This window comes from Streptomyces sp. NPDC033136 (genome assembly GCF_055578235.1).
On the sequence record NZ_JBVIPD010000004.1, the window covers coordinates 492,622 to 510,418 of the forward strand.

Annotated in this window: 12 protein-coding genes; 3 read left to right on the plus strand and 9 right to left on the minus strand. The window is 70.7% G+C overall.

What is annotated here, in order from left to right; genetic code table 11:
* Positions 1 to 178 precede the first annotated feature (178 nt).
* From ACZ5TL_RS10495 to ACZ5TL_RS10515, 5 genes are all read right to left on the minus strand, one after another.
* On the minus strand, positions 179 to 1,645 hold the full coding sequence (locus tag ACZ5TL_RS10495; RefSeq protein ID WP_468588971.1) for a hypothetical protein: 1,467 nt from the start codon (positions 1,643 to 1,645) through the stop codon (positions 179 to 181).
* Entirely contained in the window at positions 1,629 to 1,844 is a 216-nt protein-coding gene (locus tag ACZ5TL_RS10500) for a hypothetical protein (protein WP_468588972.1), read from the minus strand. The genes ACZ5TL_RS10495 and ACZ5TL_RS10500 overlap by 17 nt, the downstream gene beginning before the upstream one ends.
* 115 nt (positions 1,845 to 1,959) lie before the next feature.
* Entirely contained in the window at positions 1,960 to 6,918 is a 4,959-nt protein-coding gene (locus ACZ5TL_RS10505; protein ID WP_468588973.1) for an NAD-glutamate dehydrogenase, read from the minus strand.
* 480 nt (positions 6,919 to 7,398) lie between these two features.
* Complete coding sequence (locus tag ACZ5TL_RS10510) at positions 7,399 to 8,064, minus strand: HAD family hydrolase (protein ID WP_468588974.1); 666 nt, start codon at positions 8,062 to 8,064, stop codon at positions 7,399 to 7,401.
* Between the two features lie 106 nt (positions 8,065 to 8,170).
* Complete coding sequence (locus tag ACZ5TL_RS10515) at positions 8,171 to 8,686, minus strand: DUF6912 family protein (RefSeq protein ID WP_468588975.1); 516 nt, start codon at positions 8,684 to 8,686, stop codon at positions 8,171 to 8,173.
* A gap of 469 nt (positions 8,687 to 9,155) precedes the next feature.
* Here ACZ5TL_RS10515 and ACZ5TL_RS10520 point away from each other — a divergent pair, with 469 nt between their 5' ends.
* Positions 9,156 to 9,824, plus strand: coding sequence for an Rv3235 family protein (locus ACZ5TL_RS10520; RefSeq protein ID WP_468589016.1), 669 nt, complete (start codon positions 9,156 to 9,158; stop codon positions 9,822 to 9,824).
* A gap of 75 nt (positions 9,825 to 9,899) precedes the next feature.
* Here the strand turns inward: ACZ5TL_RS10520 and secA are convergent, their stop codons facing one another.
* Positions 9,900 to 12,746, minus strand: a complete 2,847-nt coding sequence (gene secA, locus ACZ5TL_RS10525) for a preprotein translocase subunit SecA (RefSeq protein ID WP_468588976.1) — start codon at positions 12,744 to 12,746, stop codon at positions 9,900 to 9,902.
* Between the two features lie 279 nt (positions 12,747 to 13,025).
* On the opposite strand from secA, the gene ACZ5TL_RS10530 reads away from it, so the two are divergent.
* Complete coding sequence (locus ACZ5TL_RS10530) at positions 13,026 to 13,592, plus strand: GNAT family N-acetyltransferase (protein ID WP_468588977.1); 567 nt, start codon at positions 13,026 to 13,028, stop codon at positions 13,590 to 13,592.
* A 126-nt stretch (positions 13,593 to 13,718) separates the two neighbouring features.
* Positions 13,719 to 14,891, plus strand: coding sequence for a winged helix-turn-helix domain-containing protein (locus tag ACZ5TL_RS10535; RefSeq protein WP_468588978.1), 1,173 nt, complete (start codon positions 13,719 to 13,721; stop codon positions 14,889 to 14,891).
* Between the two features lie 3 nt (positions 14,892 to 14,894).
* On the opposite strand, the gene ACZ5TL_RS10540 is transcribed toward ACZ5TL_RS10535, so the two are convergent.
* The 3 genes from ACZ5TL_RS10540 to ACZ5TL_RS10550 form a co-directional block, all read right to left on the minus strand.
* The gene (locus ACZ5TL_RS10540; protein WP_468588979.1) at positions 14,895 to 15,641 is read right to left on the minus strand and encodes a response regulator; all 747 of its coding nucleotides are present in this window, start codon (positions 15,639 to 15,641) and stop codon (positions 14,895 to 14,897) included.
* 204 nt (positions 15,642 to 15,845) lie between these two features.
* Positions 15,846 to 16,541, minus strand: a complete 696-nt coding sequence (gene hpf / locus ACZ5TL_RS10545) for a ribosome hibernation-promoting factor, HPF/YfiA family (protein ID WP_468588980.1) — start codon at positions 16,539 to 16,541, stop codon at positions 15,846 to 15,848.
* A 311-nt stretch (positions 16,542 to 16,852) separates the two neighbouring features.
* On the minus strand, positions 16,853 to 17,773 hold the full coding sequence (locus tag ACZ5TL_RS10550; RefSeq protein WP_468588981.1) for a ComF family protein: 921 nt from the start codon (positions 17,771 to 17,773) through the stop codon (positions 16,853 to 16,855).
* Between the last annotated feature and the right edge of the window lie 24 nt (positions 17,774 to 17,797).

Genomic DNA, 17,797 nt, shown 5'->3' on the forward strand with positions numbered 1-17,797 from the left:
CGCGGCGGCTGCCCGCCCACCGCACCACCTACGGCGGGCAGCCTGCCCAGCACCCCACCCACGTCGGTCGCCCTGCCCAGCACCCCACCCACGTCGGTCGCCCTGCCCAGCACCCCACCCACCGTCGGTCGCCCTGCCCAGCACCCCACCCACGTCGGGTCCCGGTCCGGCGCGCCCTTCACCGCACCACCGCGTACAACACCTGCCCCTCAGGCCCCCGAGTCACCTCCCGCAGCCCCGCGCCCCGCGCACTCACCCCCGCCACGACCCACCGCACGTCGTACTCCCGCAGGATCTCCCCCCGCTCCCTCCCCGGCGCCCCGGCCGCGAAGTACCGCCGCACAGCCCGTTCCCGGTCCTCCTCGTCGGGCAGGAAGAAGTCGGGATAGCCGGGCGCCACGGTGTACGCCCCGTACGCCGGGATCTGCCGGGCCGGCCGCCCCGCCCGGACCATCACCACATCGCCGTACCTCACCCACGGCGTCATCCAGTGGTACCCGGCCCAGGGCCGCCGGTACTTCTCCGCGACGGCCCGAGGCAGATTCTCCGGCTTCACCACGTAGCCGACCGTCCCCACCTGCGTCCACGCGCCCAGCGCCAGCGCCGCACCCAGCGCACCTGCCCACCCCGCCCGCACCGCGCGCCGCCCGGCCCGGACAGCCTCCAGCGCCGCGGCGATCTGCGCCGGGATGAGCACGGCCGGCAGCGCCCGCCCCCACGAGTAGTGCCCGCTCAGCCCGCCCGCCGCCACCACGACAACCCCGAGCGCGAAGAACAGCACCAGCGGATCCCACCGGTCCCGCCCCCACCGCATCGCCAGGGCCGCCACCCCGAGGAGCACCAGCCAGTACCGCCCGGGCAGATCCTCGTACAGCGGCCGGTGCACCGACTCCAGCCCGCCCCCCGCTCCCAGGAGGGCGAAGAAGTCGTAGTACGGCCACAGCAGCAGCACTCCGAGCCCGACCACCGTCCCGCCCCCGAGCCGCGCCCACACGCGCCGGCCCGGCCGCGCTGCGACCACCGTCGCGATCGCCCCCAGCGACGCGACCACGCCCGAGAACTGGTGGCACAGCAGAATCACCGCCCACAGCACCCCCAGCCCGAGGAACATCCCCGGCCCCGCGTCTTCTCGCACCGCCCGCCCCAGCCAGGCCCAGAGGTGGAACGCCAGACCCAGCGCGAACACGCTGGGATACGACATCGTCAGCGCGAGCGAGTTGAGCCCGTGGAAACCGCTCCAGGTGAACAGGGCCGTCCCCCACAGGAACAGCAGGCTCAGCACGGCCAGTGCGGGCGCGGCACGATGCGCGCTGAGGGTCCGTACGTACCGCCACACCCCCGTCACCAGCAGCCCGAGCCCGGCCAGCGCCCCCAGCCGCAGCACCACGAAGACCGACAGGCCGCTCAGCCGCGCGACGCACCCGAGCACCAGCGTCCAGGGCGAGTAGTACGGACTCGGCGTGTCCGCGTCGACCAGGGGGTTGCCCGGGTCGACGAGGTCGTGGCGCAGCCGCTGGACGGTCGCCGCGTGCATCCCGAGGTCCCCGGCCCACGGCAGCCGGACGACGACCAGGAGCAGCAGCAGTACGACCACCGCGGCAGCGCCCTGCGCGGCGACGGCGGCCGCTCTAGGCGCGGTGTGCATCGTGCGGGAACACCCGGGTCGGGCAGCCGAGGAAGCAGAAGGCGGAGGCCAGGCCGATGGGCGGCGCCTGGAGCGCGTTCGGGTCGTCCGGGGTGACGCCGCTGCCGCCGGCCGGAGCGGAGTTCACCGCTGCGAGTCCGACGCACTCGGCGGGGAGGGGCGGAGCGGGCACCCGCTCCTCGGACAGGTTCACAGTCACGCCCCCAGCCTGAGCCGGATCCGGTGAGTCCTCCACTCGAACCGCCCTGCGGCGGGCCGCGAACAAGCGCCCCGGACCAGTACCGGCCCGGGGCGCTCAGTTGGACGCGTACGCCTTACGAGTGCGTCCGCAGCAGCGTCCTCATCGTGCGCATCGCCACCGACAGGTTGGCGAGGTCGAACGCGTCGGAGCCCTGGATCTCCTCCAGTGTGCTGCGGGCCCGGCCGAGGATCGCCGCGTTCTTCTGCTCCCAGGCCTTGTAGCGCTGCTCGGGCGTCGAGCTGTCGTCGCCCACCGCGAGGACGTCGGCGGTCAGTGCCGCGTGCGCCGCGTACAGGTCCTCGCGGATCGCCGCGCGGGCCATGGACTGCCAGCGGTCGGCGCGGGGCAGCTCGACGATTCGGTCCATGAGCTGGGTGATGCGCAGCCGGTCGGCGAGGTCGTAGAAGACCTCGGCGACGTCCATCGGCTCCCGGCCCATGCGGTCCGCGACCGAGACGATGTCCAGCGCCGGGAAGGCGGAGGAGAAGCCCGCCACCCGCGTGGCGAGTTCGTCCGGGACGCCGGCGCCCGTCAGCTCGTCGTAGATCTTCTGGTACCACTCCAGGTCGGCGCCGCGCAGCAGCTTCGGCAGCTGGCCCCAGACCTGCTCGACCCGCTCGGCGAAGAAGTCGACCGTCTCGGCGAGCTCCAGCGGCTGCGGCCGGTTGTTGAGCAGCCAGCGCGTGCCGCGCTCCACGAGACGCCGGGAGTGCAGCCGGATACGGGTCTGGACGTCGGCCTCGACCTTGTTGTCGAGCGCCTCCACCCCGTCCCACACCGGGTACTGGCGGAAGATTGCCCGGGCCGCGGTCTGCGCCCGCACGATCTCCTCCAGCGACGCCCCGGTCTCCTCGCGCAGGCGGTGCAGGTAGGTCGTACCGCCCGTGTTGACCGTGTCGTTGACCAGGACCGTGGTGGTGATCTCGCGACGCAGCGGGTGACCGTCGAGGCGGTCGGGGAACTGCTCGCGCAGCTCGGTCGGGAAGTACGCGTGCAGCAGGCCCTTCAGGTACGGGTCGTCCGGCAGCGAGGTGTGCAGCAGCTCCTCGGCGACCGTGATCTTCGTGTACGCCATCAGGACGGCCGTCTCCGGGCCGGTCAGGCCCTGGCCCTGGGAGAGGCGCTCGCGGATCTGCCGGTCGGCGGGCAGGAACTCCAGCGCCCGGTCGAGGTGGCCCTCCCTGACCAGGTGCTTCATGAACCGCTGCTGGGCGTGGAGCATGGCGCCGGACTGGGCGAGGGCGTTGGCGATCGCCGTGTTCTGCGCGTAGTTGTTGCGCAGCACCAGGTGGCCGACCTCATCGGTCATCTCGGCGAGCAGTTTGTTGCGCTGCTTGACGGTCATGTCGCCGTCCGCGACCAGGCCGTTGAGCAGGATCTTGATGTTCACCTCGTGGTCGGAGGTGTCCACGCCCGCGCTGTTGTCGATGGCGTCGGTGTTGATCCGGCCGCCGTGCAGCGCGAACTCGATCCGGCCGAGCTGGGTCAGGCCCAGGTTGCCGCCCTCGCCGACGACCTTGACGCGCAGGTCCTTGCCGTCGACGCGGATGGCGTCGTTGGCCTTGTCACCGACGTCCGCGTTCGACTCGGCCGCGGACTTGACGTACGTGCCGATGCCGCCGTTCCACAGCAGGTCCACCGGCGCGTGGAGGATCGCCTTCATGAGGTCGGCCGGGGTCAGCTTGGCGACCTTGGCCTCGATGCCGAGGGCCTCGCGGATGTGCGCGTTTACCGGGATCGCCTTGGCCGTGCGCGGGAAGATGCCGCCGCCGGCCGACAGCAGCTCCTTGTTGTAGTCCTCCCAGCTGGAGCGGGGCAGCTCGAACACGCGGCGGCGCTCGGCGTAGGAGGTGGCGGCGTCCGGGTTCGGGTCGATGAAGATGTGCCGGTGGTCGAAGGCGGCGACCAGGCGGATGTGCTCGGAGAGCAGCATGCCGTTGCCGAACACGTCACCGGACATGTCCCCGATGCCGACGACCGTGAAGTCCTCGGTCTGGGTGTCCACGCCCAGTTCCCGGAAGTGCCGCTTGACGGACTCCCAGGCGCCGCGGGCGGTGATGCCCATGCCCTTGTGGTCGTAGCCCGCGGAGCCGCCGGAGGCGAAGGCGTCACCGAGCCAGAAGTTGTAACTCTCGGCGACCTCGTTGGCGATGTCGGAGAAGGTCGCGGTGCCCTTGTCGGCGGCGACGACGAGGTAGGTGTCGTCCTCGTCGTGCCGGACGACGTCGGCCGGGGGCACGACCTCGCCGGCCACCATGTTGTCGGTGATGTCGAGCAGCGCCGAGATGAACGTCTTGTACGAGGCGATGCCCTCGGCCAGCCACGCGTCCCGGTCCACGGACGGGTCCGGCAGCTGCTTGGCGACGAAGCCGCCCTTGGCGCCGACCGGCACGATGACGGTGTTCTTCACCATCTGCGCCTTGACCAGGCCGAGGATCTCGGTGCGGAAGTCCTCACGCCGGTCGGACCAGCGCAGACCACCGCGCGCGACCTTGCCGAACCTGAGGTGCACGCCCTCGACCCGCGGCGAGTACACCCAGATCTCGAACGCCGGACGCGGCGCCGGCAGGTCGGGGATGGCCTGCGGGTCGAACTTCATGGAGACGTAGTCGTGCGGCTTGCCGCCCGCCGCCTCCTGGAAGAAGTTCGTCCGCAGGGTCGCCTTGATGACGGTGAGGAAGGACCGCAGGATCCGGTCCTCGTCGAGCGAGGCCACCTGGTCGAGGGCCGCGTCGAGCTCCTCCAGCAGCGCGTCCACGATCTCGTGCCCCGCGCGCTGCCGGTCCGGCGACATCCGCGCCTCGAACAGGGAGACGAGCAGGCGGGTGGTGTGGACGTTGTGGCGGAGGGTGTCCTCCATGTAGTCCTGGCTGAACGTCGACGCCGCCTGGCGCAGGTACTTCGCGTACGCCCGCAGCACCGTCGCCTGGCGCCAGGTCAGCCCGGCGCTCAGCACGAGGGCGTTGAAGCCGTCGTTCTCGGCCTTGCCGGTCCAGGTGGCGGCGAAGGCGTCCTGGAAGCGCTCGCGGGCGTCGTCGCCGAAGTGGTCCCCGCCGTTCTGCGAGCGGGGCATGCGCAGGCCGAAGTCGTAGATCCAGGCCACGCTCCGGTCCGAGCAGCGCAGGTCGTAGGGCCGCTCGTCGACCACCTCGACGCCGAGCCGGTTGAGGACCGGCAGCACGGCCGACAGGGAGATGGCGTCACCCGTGCGGTAGATCTTGAAGCGACGCTCCTCGGGGGCCGCGCCCACCGGCTCGTACAGGCTGAGCGCGAAGTCCGTGCCCTCCTCGGCGTTCAGCTGCTCGAGGTGGACCAGGTCGGCGACCGCGGCACGCGGGTTGTGGTCGGCCTTGTAGCCCTCGGGGAAGGCGTGCGCGTACCGGCGCATCAGCTCGGCCGCGCGCTCCTCGCCTAGCTCGGCGTTGAGCGCCTCGGCGAAGGCGTCCTCCCAGGAGCGCGCGGCCTCCACCAGCCGGGCCTCGACGCGCTCCTTGTCGGCCTCGGACAGCTGCTCCAGCTCGGTGCCCTGCGGGACGCGGACCACGAAGTGCAGCCGGGACAGGATCGACTCGGTGTTCCACGCCGTGAAGTCGACGCTGATGCCGCCGAGCTCCTCCTTGAGGATCTCGATGATCCGCAGGCGGACGGCCGTGGTGTAGCGGTCGCGCGGGAGGTAGACGAGGGCGGAGTAGTAGCGCCCGTACTCGTCCTGGCGCAGGTAGAGCCTCAGACGGCGGCGTTCCTGCAGGTAGAGGACGGAGGTGACGATGGAGCGCAGTTCGCCGACCGGGGTCTGGAACAGCTCGTCGCGCGGGTACGTCTCGAGGATCTGCAGCAGGTCGCGCCCGTCGTGGCTGTTGGGCGAGAACCCGGCCTCCTCCAGGACCTCCTCGACCTTGCGCCGGATGACGGGGACCCGGCGCACGGACTCGGTGTAGGCCGCGGAGGAGAACAGCCCGAGGAACCGCCGCTCTCCGATGACGTTGCCGTCGGCGTCGAACTTCTTGACGCCGATGTAGTCCAGGTACGACGGCCGGTGCACGGTCGCCCGGCTGTTCGCCTTGGTCAGGACGAGCAGCTTGTGCTCACGCGCCTTGGCCCGGGCGTCGGCGGGCAGCCGCTCGAACGACGGGCTGACGGGGTGGCTCTCCTCGGCGGCGTGGTGCGGGTCCGCGCGCAGTATGCCGAGCCCGGTGCCGGGGACGGCGGCCAGAGAGTCGTCGTCGCGCAGCTGGTACTCGCGGTAGCCGAGGAAGGTGAAGTGGTCGTCGGCCAGCCAGCGCAGCAGCTCGCGGGCCTCCTCGACCTGCGGTCCGGGCAGGTCGGCGGGGATGGGCTCGTCCGGCAGCCCCTCCGCCAGCCGGATCGCCGCCTCCCGCATCTTGCCCCAGTCCTCGACGGCCTCACGGGCGTCGGAGAGCACGCGCAGCAGGTCTGCGGTGATCTGCTTCAGATCGGCCCGGTCGGTCTCGCGGTCGATCTCGACGTGGATCCAGGACTCGATGTGCGCGTCGTGCGGTAGCTCGCCGAGGCCGGTCGCGGGCGTGGGCAGCACCTCGATGAGCTTGCCGGTGACATCGCGCCGCACGACGAACTGGGGGTGGATGACGACGTGGATGCCACGTCCCTGACGCGTCAGCTCATTGGTGACGGAGTCCACGAGGAAGGGCATGTCGTCGGTGACGACCTCCACGACCGAGTGGCTGCAGGTCCACCCGTTCTCCTCCACCGTGGGAGTGTGCACCCGCACGTTGGCGGTGCCCTGGGGGCGATTCTCGGCCAGCCGGTAGTGCGATACGGCGGCTCCGAAGACATCGACCGGGTCGCGGTCGGTGAGGTCCTCCGGTGCCGTGTGCAGGTAGTAACGCTGGAGGAACGTGAGCAGGGACTCGCGGTCCGGGGCTTCCCGGGCGTCTGGGGTCTCCTCGCCCGTCGACCCGGTCGGTAGGTGCCCCCCGGCCGGGCCGTTCTCAGCTACCCGGGCGGCCCTCTCGAGCAACTCGGCCTTGGCTTCGTCCAGCTTGGTCTGCATTGTCCTCTGGCTCCTGTCGCGCGCCGTTGCGTGACGTAGAAGGAAGTACGGCCTCTGCGCCTGCGATGTCACGCCGAGACCCGGGGTATCCGGTCTGCTCCGACGGTATGCCGCAAGGCGAGATGAGCGGGGGTTTCTGAGCCATTCTTGAGCTGCTCCACCGGTGTGACGCTGCTCTCTGCGACGCCTGGGGCCGGGTGGTGCTCGGCGTCCCGGGAGTCCTCGATGCCCCGTCCCGCCCGCGAAGACCAGCGACCGCCGCCCGGTCACGGATGTCGTCCGTGCTCTCCGGGCGCAAGGCGGGGACGACGGCGTCCCCGCGAACTATCGCGCTGATCACGCCACCAAGGCTATCGCTCCTTACAGGGGCCCCGTCATGAGCCGTATGTGTACAAAACAAGCCGCGGAAGTTTGACGTTCTGCACAGTCGGGGCAGGTAGCTACGCCCCGTCGTGCCGCCGGGGGCGGCACGGAGACCGGCTACGCCGCCAGTCTCTCCGCCTCGGCGACCGCTTCCTCCAGCGTGTCCACGACCGGAACGCCCACCGACTCCAGGCTCGCCCGGCTGTGGGACCCCCCGGTGTACAGCACGGCCCGCGCCCCCACGAACCGCGCGGCCACCGCATCGTCCGCGGCGTCCCCGATGACCACGGTGCGATCGGGCACCACATCCCTGAGGGACGAAAGATGCCGCACCATGTGCTCGGCCTTGCTGCCCCCCGACGGCCCGGTCCGCCCGTCCACCCGTAGGAAGTGCGGCTCGATCCCGAACCCGCGCACCAACGGCACGAGCTCCTCGTGCACGTACATGCTCAGAATCGACTGGCTCCGCCCGGCCGACCGCCACCCGGCCAGCAGCTCCGCCGCCCCCACCGTCAGCCCGCACGCCACCCGGTGCTCGGCGTAGTACCGGTGGAAGATGTCGTCCATGGCCTCCCACTCGGCCTCGGTCGGCAGCCTCCCCATCAGCCGCTCGTAGAACTTCGGCACCGGCACGCAGTACAGCTCCCGGTACTTCTCCAGCGTCAGCGGCTCAAGCCCCAGCTCGGCGAACGCCGCGTTCGTCGCCCCGATGATCGCTTCGATGTCGTGGAACAGCGTCCCGTTCCAGTCCCACACAATGTGCGCGCCCGTCTTCGTCCCCATGCCACAAAACGTACCCGCCCGCACTGACAATCAAGAGAACGGCACCTCAACGCGCCCCCGGCTCGAAGGGTCCCGATGAGTCCCGAAGAGCCCCGGAGCGTCCCGCTCAGTCCCCGCGGCCCACCAGGTTCGGGATCTCCTGCGTGGCGAACCACAGCAGCTCGTGGTCCTCGGCCCCGTCCACGACGAACTGCGCGTCGTCGTCCCCGCCGTCCGCCGCCGGCAGCGCCTCAGCGGCCGCCGTCACATCCGCCTCCGCGTCCGGCGCATCGACGTGCACCGCCGCCGCCTTGCCCAACGGCACCGCCCCCGCGACCCGCACCTCCCCCGGCGCCGCCGGATCGGGCCCACGGCCGGGATCCGCGCTCGCGGCCCGGTCGGCCACGTCGACGGCGACCACGACCCGGCGCCGCGGCACCCCCGGCTCGGCCGCCAGCAGCCGCAGCGAGGCCAGCGCGGCCCGGCTCAGCGCCGCGTACTCCAGCTCCTCGACGTCCTCGGAGAGGTACCACTCGCGCAGCCCGGGCGTCACGGCGTACGCGACGAACGGCCCCGCTCCCAGCTCACCCGTCCTGTACGCCTCGGCGAGACCGGGGAGGGTCAGGGGCACGTAGACACGCATGGCTGGCCGCTTTCGTGATCGTGGCCGGAGGGCTCCGGAGGGCCTTCAGGATACGTGCGGGGCGTCCCCTTTCGAGTCCCGCCCCGTGCCACCGTACGCGTCCACCCCGGGCCGGGAATTCACCCGCCCCGCCCCCGCGCCCACGGGCTTCACACCCTGCGGACCACCCGGATAGGTGAACCTTCCGGCACCCGGAAACACGAGGTCGCCTTCCTTGCCCCGGCCCCTCTCCGCCCCGTACAAGGTCACCAACCCGAAGTTACTCCCCGGTATCCACCGGACCCACGAAACGGGGACCCCCATGCACAAGGTCATGACCAGGACCCAGCACCGCCCGCCCACCCGCCACGACCAGCACACCCCCGGCACCGAGACCCCGGCACCGCACCACACCGGCACCCCCCTCGCGCACACCGCCCCGGACACCCCGCATCGCACCATCACCCCACCCGCCTCAGAAGCGCCCACCCTGCTCCGCACCGCCACCCCGCCCGCCACAGAAGCCGGTACCCCGCCCCGTACCTCCGGCGGTACCGCCCCGCCCCGCACCCCCGGCGGCGGCCCCACCCGCACACCGGCGGCAGCCGGCGGCCGTCCCCCGGCCTCCGCCCGCACCAGGCGCCCCCACACCCGCCCCACCGACACCCGCCCACCGACCCTCACGCGCACCCGCACACTGCCCCGCAGGCCCGCGACCGGCACCACCCCGGCGCCCGTGGAGGCAGCCACCCCGACCGTCACGGAGCCCGCTCCCCGCGTCCCGGCACAAGGCTCCCGCCGGGCCCCCACAGTCCGCCGGCCGCTGCCCACCGACCTCTTCGCCGACCTCCTCCTCGCCGTGCTGAGCGGCCACCGCCCCGTCCACTCGATGCTCCGCCACACCCGCGGCCGCGCCTACGACGAACTGGCCTGGCTGGCCGAACGCGGCCCTCTGCGCACCCGAGGCGTCCGCCCCGTCGTCCGCGACATCGGGTACTTCGAACCCCGTCCGGGCGCCATCGAGGCCTTCGCCCGCATCGGCGCCGGCGATCAACTTCGCGCGATGGCCTTCCGCCTGGAACTCGGCCGGGACCGCCGCTGGCGCTGCACGGCGGTGGAACTCGGCGGCCCCCGCCCACCCCGCGCGGGCAGCGACTGAAACACCGCACCGAAGCGAAGGGCCGGACACCCTCAGGTGCCCGGCCCGTCAGCCACTACGGTGTCTCAGCGACCGTCACTTCTTGCGACGACCGCGGCCCCGCGCCTGCTTGCGGCGCTCCGCGCGCGTGAGGCCGTCCGCCTCGGAACGCACCGGCTCGCCGTCCTCGGTGAAGTCGCCCTCGATCGTGCCGCCCTCGCCGTCGACCGTCGGCGCGGAGAAGTGGAGGTTGCGCCGCTGCGGGACATCGAGCCCCTTGGCACGGATCTCCGGACGCGCACCGGCCTGCGCCGGCACCGCGTCCTGCTTCTCCAGGTCGGCCACCGGCTTGGTGTCCTCGACGGGGACCTCCTCGACCTGCTGCTCGACCTGGACCTCCAGGTTGAACAGGTAGCCGACGGACTCCTCCTTGATGCCCTCCATCATCGCGGTGAACATGTCGAAGCCCTCGCGCTGGTACTCGACCAGGGGGTCCTTCTGCGCCATCGCGCGCAGGCCGATGCCCTCCTGGAGGTAGTCCATCTCGTAGAGGTGCTCGCGCCACTTGCGGTCGAGGACCGACAGCACGACCCGGCGCTCCAGCTCACGCATGATCTCGGAGCCGAGCTGCCCCTCGCGCCCCTCGTACTGCTCGTGGATGTCGTCCTTGATGGAGTCGCCGATGAACTCGGCGGTCAGCCCGGCCCGGTCGCCGGCCGCCTCCTCCATCTCCTCGATGCTGACGTTGCACGGGTACAGCTGCTTGAAGGCGCCCCACAGCCGGTCGAGGTCCCAGTCCTCGGGGAAGCCCTCGGCGGTCTCGGCCTGGACGTAGGCGTCGATGGTGTCGTCCATGAAGTGCTGCACCTGCTCCTGCAGGTCCTCGCCCTCCAGGACGCGGCGCCGCTCGCCGTAGATGACCTCACGCTGGCGGTTGAGGACCTCGTCGTACTTCAGGACGTTCTTACGGGTCTCGAAGTTCTGCTGCTCGACCTGCGACTGGGCGGAGGCGATCGCGCGCGTGACCATCTTGTTCTCGATCGGCACGTCGTCCGGGACGTTCGCCATGGACATCACGCGCTCGACCATCTGGGCCTTGAACAGCCGCATCAGGTCATCGCCCAGCGAGAGGTAGAAGCGGGACTCGCCGGGGTCGCCCTGACGGCCGGAACGGCCGCGCAGCTGGTTGTCGATCCGCCGCGACTCGTGCCGCTCGGTGCCCAGCACATAGAGCCCGCCGAGCTTCTCGACCTCGTCCTTCTCGGCCTGGACGGCCTTCTCGGCCCGCTCGAGCGCCTCGGGCAGGGCGTGCGCCCACTCCTCGATGTGCTCCTCGGGGTCGAGACCGCGCTGGCGCAGCTCGGCCTCGGCGAGGTCCTCGGGGTTGCCGCCGAGCTTGATGTCCGTACCGCGGCCGGCCATGTTCGTGGCCACCGTGACAGAGCCCTTGCGGCCGGCCTGGGCGACGATCGTCGCCTCACGGTCGTGCTGCTTGGCGTTGAGCACCTCGTGCTGGATGCCGCGCTTGCTGAGCTGCTGCGAGAGGTACTCGGACTTCTCGACGGAGGTGGTGCCGACGAGGATCGGCTGCCCCTTGCGGTGCTTCTCCTCGATGTCGTCGACGACCGCCTCGAACTTGGCGACCTCGGTCCGGTAGATCAGGTCCGACTGGTCCTTGCGGACCATCGGCCGGTTCGTCGGGATCGGGACCACGCCGAGCTTGTAGATCTGGTGGAACTCGGCGGCCTCGGTCATCGCCGTACCGGTCATGCCGCAGAGGCCGGGCTGCTCCTTGCCGTTGTGGTCGTGGCGCTTGTAGAGGCGGAAGAAGTTCTGGAGGGTGATCGTGGCGAGGGTCTGGTTCTCGTCCTTGATCGGCACCCCTTCCTTCGCCTCGATCGCCTGGTGCATGCCCTCGTTGTAACGGCGGCCCGCGAGGATACGTCCGGTGTGCTCGTCGACGATCATGACCTCGTCGTCGATGATGACGTAGTCCTTGTCCTTCTTGAAGAGCTCCTTGGCCTTGATGGCGTTGTTCAGGTAGCCCACGAGCGGGGTGTTCACCGACTCGTAGAGGTTGTCGATGCCCAGCCAGTCCTCGACCTTGCCGACACCGGACTCGTGGATGGCGACCGTGCGCTTCTTCTCGTCGACGTCGTAGTCGCCGGTCTCCTCGATGCCCTTGAGCGGCTGGCCGGCCTCGCCGCGCTTGAGGCGCTTGACCAGCTTGGCGAAGTCGCCGTACCACTTGGTGGCCTGGTCGGCCGGGCCCGAGATGATCAGCGGCGTACGGGCCTCGTCGATGAGGATGGAGTCGACCTCGTCGACGATGGCGAAGTTGTGGCCGCGCTGGACGAGCTCGTCCTTGGACCACGCCATGTTGTCGCGCAGGTAGTCGAAGCCGAACTCGTTGTTCGTGCCGTACGTGATGTCGCAGGCGTACTGCTCGCGGCGCTGAGCCGGCGTCATGTTGGCGAGGATGCAGCCGACCTCCAGACCCAGGAAGCGGTGGACGCGGCCCATCATCTCCGAGTCGCGCTCGGCCAGATAGTCGTTGACCGTGATGATGTGGACGCCGCCGCCGGACAGCGCGTTCAGATACGCCGGCAGCGTGCCGACCAGGGTCTTGCCCTCACCGGTCTTCATCTCGGCCACGTAGCCCATGTGCAGGGCGGCGCCGCCCATCATCTGCACGTCGTAGTGGCGCTGTCCGAGGACGCGCTTGGCGGCCTCGCGGACGGTGGCGAACGCCTCGGGCAGCAGGTCGTCCAGGCTCTCACCATCGGCGTACCGCTGCTTGTACTCATCGGTGAGGGCCCGCAGCTCGGCGTCGGAGAGGTCGACGAAGTCCTCTTCGATGGAGTTGACCTGGTCCGCGATGCGGTGCAGCTTGCGCAGGATCTTGCCTTCGCCTGCACGCATGATCTTCGAGAGGACGGACACGGGGGTTGGTCTCCTTGCCGGTCGGGCCTGGGACGGTCGGTTACCACTTGACTTACTGAGCAACGGCCATCGTATGCGAGGACCCCACCACGCCGGGAGGGCCTGCGGTGACGGCGACCGTCCGCCGCTTCCATTCTGGTTCACGTCTGCTTCAAAGGGGACAACGCCCGCGCCCCTCGGATAGTGCCGCACCCCGCCACGACGCGCACGAGGCGTGACCAAACCATCACCGACAGCAAATCGATGGCGCCTGCCACGGCCTCCGAACAGAATCGGCCGATGGACCCCGTCACGCTCACCACGGACCGCCTCCTGCTGCGCACGGTCGGCCCCCAGGACACCGACGCGGTGTACGACGCCTGCCAGGACCCCGACATCCAGCGCTGGACCACGATCCCCTCGCCCTACCTCCGCGAGCACGCCCGGAGCTTCACGGAACAGATGGCTCCGGACGGCTGGGCGGACGGCTCCGTGGTCACCTTCGGCGTCTTCCTGCACTCCGGAGAACTGGCGGGCATGCTCGGCCTCACCATGCGCGCCCTGGGCATGGCGGAGATCGGCTTCTGGGCCGCGAAGCAGCACCGCTCCTGCGGCTACATCACGGAAGCGGCCCTCACCGCCTGCCGCTGGGCCTTCACCCACGCCGCACTCGACCGCGTCGAATGGCGCGCGGAGGTGGGCAACCGGGCCTCGCGCGCCGTGGCGGAACGGGCGGGTTTCACGATCGAGGGCACCTTGCGCTCCGCGATGAACAACAAGGGGGTGCTCCGGGACAGCTGGGTGGGCTCCCTGCTCCCCTCGGACATGGGCCTCCCGTCGACGGCCCCGTACCTGCCGGCCCGCTAGGTGTGCTGTCCGAACAGCACACCTAGCCGTTGTTCGGCCGCCCCGCCCGCGCGCCAACGCCCGGTGCGGAGCGGCAAGGCCGCAGCTCACGCCCCACTGTCAGTCCCACCCCCTATCGTGCGGAACATGACCACCCCGCCCCCCAGCGCAGACCTCTCCGCAGACGAGGCCCGCAGAATCGCGCTCCGCGCCCAAGGCCTCCTCGGCGCCCCCGACCGCCGCTCCGGCGCCCGCGGCGTCCTCCGCCACCTGGGCGCGATACAGCTCGACACCATCTCGGTCCTGGCCCGCTCCCACGAACTCGTCCCGTACGCCCGCCTGGGCGCGGTGGGCCGGAGGACAGTGGAGAAGGCGTACTGGCAGGACACCCACGCCTTCGAGTACTGGTCCCACGCCGCCTGCATCCTCCCCGTCGAGGAGTGGCCCCACTTCGCCTTCCGCCGCCGCGCCTACCGCAACCGCCCGCACTGGAACCACGACCTCCCGGACGGCGCCTACGACCGGGTCATCAAGCAGCTCCACTCCGAAGGCCCCCTCACGGCCACGGAGTTGGGCGGCGCGAAGAAGACGAACGACTGGTGGGACTGGTCCGGCTCCAAGGTCGCCGTCGAACGCGCCCTGATGTACGGCGAGGTGGTCTGCGTCGAGCGCCGCGGCTGGAAGCGCGTCTACGACCTCGCCGAGCGCGCCATCCCGGACTCCTTGCTGCACGACGAGCTGGACGACACCGAGTGCCTGCGCCGCCTGGCCCGCCTGGCGGGCCAGGCCCTGGGGGTCGGCACCCGCGCGGACATCGCCGACTACCACCGCCTCAAGGGCGAGCAGGTCGACGCGGTGATCGCCGACTCGGGCCTGGTCCCGGTCACGGTCGAGGGGTGGGCCAAACCGGCCTGGGCCGACCCCGCGGCCCTGGAGACACCCCCGCGCGGCCGCCACCGCACCACGCTGTTGTCCCCCTTCGACTCCCTGATCTGGGAGCGGGCGCGCACGGAGCGGATCTTCGGCTTCACCCACCGCCTGGAGGCCTACGTGCCCAAACAGAAGCGGGTGTACGGCTACTTCGCGATGCCGGTCCTGGCGGGCGGGCGGCTCGTCGGCCGGGTGGATCCGTCCCGAGCGGGGAGCACGCTGGTGGCCAAGCAGGTCACGCTCGACGGTCCGAAGGCGGTCCCGGCCGTCGCCCAGGCCCTGGCCGAGGCGGCGACCTGGGTGGACTGCGCGGACGTGCGTGTGGAGCGGGTCGACGCTCCGGAGCTGCGCGAGCCCCTCGTGCGGGAGCTGGCCCGCGCGACCGCCTGACGATCAGTGGATCTCGAGGATCTTCTCCCGCATCGCGTACACCACCGCCTCCATCCTGGAGTGCAACTGCAGCTTCTCCAGGATGTTGCGCACGTGGTTCTTCACGGTGTTCTCGGAGATGAACAACTCCTTGGCGATGTCCCGGTTGTTCATGCCCGTGGCGACGAGCTTGAGGACTTCCAGTTCGCGGTCGGTCAGCCGCGGCGCGGGCACCAGCCGGCGCTCGTCCGTGCGCTGGATCATCGACTTGAACTCCGTGAGGAGCTTCGACGCCATGGACGGGCTGATCTGCGACTGTCCGTCAGCGACCGCGCGAATGGCCGTGGCCACCTCGTCCGTGGAGATCTCCTTGAGGAGATAGCCGGTCGCGCCCGCCTTGATGGCGTCGTAGAGATCGGCTTCCTCGTCGCTGATCGTCAGCATGATGATCTTGGCGCTGGGTGCCACCTCCTTGATGGAGGTGCACGCCTCGATCCCGCCCCGCTTGGGCATCCGAACGTCCATCAAGACGATGTCGGGCAGCAGGTCGGCGGCCTTCTCCACGGCCTCCGCGCCGTCGCCCGCCTCTCCGACGACCTGGATGTCCTCCTCGGCCGCGAGCACGATCTCCAGACCACGGCGGAACAGGGCGTGGTCGTCCACCACAAGGACTCTGATCGGTTCCTTGCGTGGAGTCGCCGTGTCCGGGCCCATGCCGACGACGCCACCGTCGGCATCCTCGTCACGCATCGGTCCGAAGCTGTCCGCCATCGTTCCTCCCCCTGAAGGCTGCGGCCTGTGGTCCTGAGCCATCGCCAACCCAGAGCAACGACCCACCGGTTGGGCCGTGGTCACCATGATTTCATGCCCGGACGGCGCCGGGGTGACGGAGCGGGCGCGAAGTGGTCGCACACGGGTGCCCCTGGGGGCGCACACGCGCTCCAGGGGCACCTGCTCCGCTGTCACCCGGCACGGTCAGCCGCCGAGCGCACCGCCCGCCTCGGGGGAGTGCGACTGTGTGACCATCGTGTCCGTACTGAGGTGGATCACGCCGTAGTCGTAGGCGTGCCGTCGGTAGACGACACTCGGCTCCTTGGTCTCGGAGTCGACGAACAAATAGAAGTCGTGCCCGACCAGCTCCATCTCGTAGAGAGCCTGGTCGAGGGTCATGGGGGCTGCGACGTGGGTCTTCTCGCGGACGACGATGGGGCCGTCACCCTGCACTTCCAGCGAGCCGATCTTCTTCGTGGGTACGGCTTCCGGCTCCTCCTCGGAGGCCGTCATGAGGCCGTTTCCGTTGAGCGTCGCCACCCCCGGGACGTGGTCGGCGACCTCGGCGGCCGGGATCCGGCGCGCGCCACGGCGCGAGAACCGCTTGTCATGCTGCCTGCGCAGCCGGGCCTCCAGCTTTTCCGCCGCCAGGTCGAGCGCCGCGTACGGATCGCTCGCCGCCGCCTCCGCCCGGATCACCGGACCGCGGGAGCGGAGTGTGATCTCCACTCGGTCGCAACGGTCGGCCTGCCGGGGGTTGGGCTCCTTGGACACCTCGACGTCGAGGCTGATCACCTTGCCATCGAGCTTCTGGATCTTCTCCAGCTTCAGCTTCTCGGCCACGTGCTTCCGGAACCGCTCGGGCACCTCGGTCTTGCGGCCCTTGACGACGATGTCCACGCAGAACTCCGTTCCCGGATCGCTCCGCTTCGTTGCGGAGCGTCTCCCTTTCGCACCAGGTTCCGGTGAGCCCCGGAACCTCGGACTCGGTGACTTCCACCTCCTCCCCCGTGAGCGAGATCTCCACTCCACCGTCGCGAGTGATGAAGGAAAACCCGCAGCACGGCATTCGGATTTGGGAGGTGTGGCCTGCGGCTTTCCCTCTCAACCGAACATATCTCGCCCGGACGGATGTCGTCACCCTCTACTGCGGCGTACCTCCGTTCAGGTGAATAAGCCCTCTTGTTACCTGCAACGACACAAGATCTCAGTCAGTTCCGGTCTATTTCGAAAGAGTCCGGTGATGCCGCGACCACTGCCGCGCACACCACGTCCACGACTCCGCCGGCGTCGTCCGCGCCCGCGATTCCCTGCCGGCCGGGCCGCCGGCCCGTACTCTCCCGCCTTGATCCGACGTACTGTTCCTCTCTGCTTTCCCACGTCTCTCCCCCGTACACGGCCACCGTTCCCTCAGTGTTCGGAATCGGCCCCGTTACCGGCCCGTATACCGGCCCGTACGGAACCGCGCGCACGGCCCGCGCGGCCTCCGTGAGGGACGCTCCGGTGGTCATCAGGTCGTCGACGAGGACGACCCGCCCCCCGGAAAGCAGCCGGTCACCTCCGGGCACCACCGCCAGCGCGCCCGCCAGATTGTCCAGCCTCTGCCGGGAGTCGAGCCCCGACTGGTCGGCCACGGCCCGCCTCTGCCGCAGCACGCCGAGTACCCGGGCCGGCACCCCGCACCGCCGCAGCTCCCCCGCCGCAGCGAGCGCGATCCGCCGGGCCGGATCATGCCCCCGGGCCCGCACGGCCCGCCGCCCGGACGGCACGGGCACGAGCAGCACGGGGGCCCTGACCTCCCCGGACCACGCCGTGTCCGGCCCCCCTGCGGCCGAGGCCCGTCGCAGCCCCGCCCGCACAGCTCCCGCCAGAGCCACCCCGAGCGGACCTGCGAGCGCCAGCGCGCCCCGTTCCTTGTGGGCCAGCAGCGTCGCCCGGACCTCGTCCGCGTACCGGGCCGCAGCGTGCACCACAGGCAGCCCGGGCGGCTCCGGGACCGGCCGCACCCGGCACGCCCCGGCCCCGCTCAGCACCGCACGGCACCGGGCGCACAGCACCGCGCGAGGCACCCCGCAGCCCCCGCACTCGCCCGGCAGCACCAGGTCCCCGAGCTCCTGCCACCACCCCCGCATGCCCACCACTCTGCCGCCCCGCCC

What these genes read in the sequence shown, in the direction of transcription:
- ACZ5TL_RS10495 (WP_468588971.1), bottom strand. Translation starts at nt 1,645, where the DNA reads ATGCACACCGCGCCTAGAGCGGCCGCCGTCGCCGCGCAGGGCGCTGCC.
- ACZ5TL_RS10505 (WP_468588973.1), bottom strand. Translation starts at nt 6,918, where the DNA reads ATGCAGACCAAGCTGGACGAAGCCAAGGCCGAGTTGCTCGAGAGGGCC.
- ACZ5TL_RS10510 (WP_468588974.1), bottom strand. Translation starts at nt 8,064, where the DNA reads ATGGGGACGAAGACGGGCGCGCACATTGTGTGGGACTGGAACGGGACG.
- ACZ5TL_RS10515 (WP_468588975.1), bottom strand. Translation starts at nt 8,686, where the DNA reads ATGCGTGTCTACGTGCCCCTGACCCTCCCCGGTCTCGCCGAGGCGTAC.
- ACZ5TL_RS10530 (WP_468588977.1), top strand. Translation starts at nt 13,026, where the DNA reads ATGGACCCCGTCACGCTCACCACGGACCGCCTCCTGCTGCGCACGGTC.
- ACZ5TL_RS10535 (WP_468588978.1), top strand. Translation starts at nt 13,719, where the DNA reads ATGACCACCCCGCCCCCCAGCGCAGACCTCTCCGCAGACGAGGCCCGC.
- ACZ5TL_RS10540 (WP_468588979.1), bottom strand. Translation starts at nt 15,641, where the DNA reads ATGGCGGACAGCTTCGGACCGATGCGTGACGAGGATGCCGACGGTGGC.
- ACZ5TL_RS10550 (WP_468588981.1), bottom strand. Translation starts at nt 17,773, where the DNA reads ATGCGGGGGTGGTGGCAGGAGCTCGGGGACCTGGTGCTGCCGGGCGAG.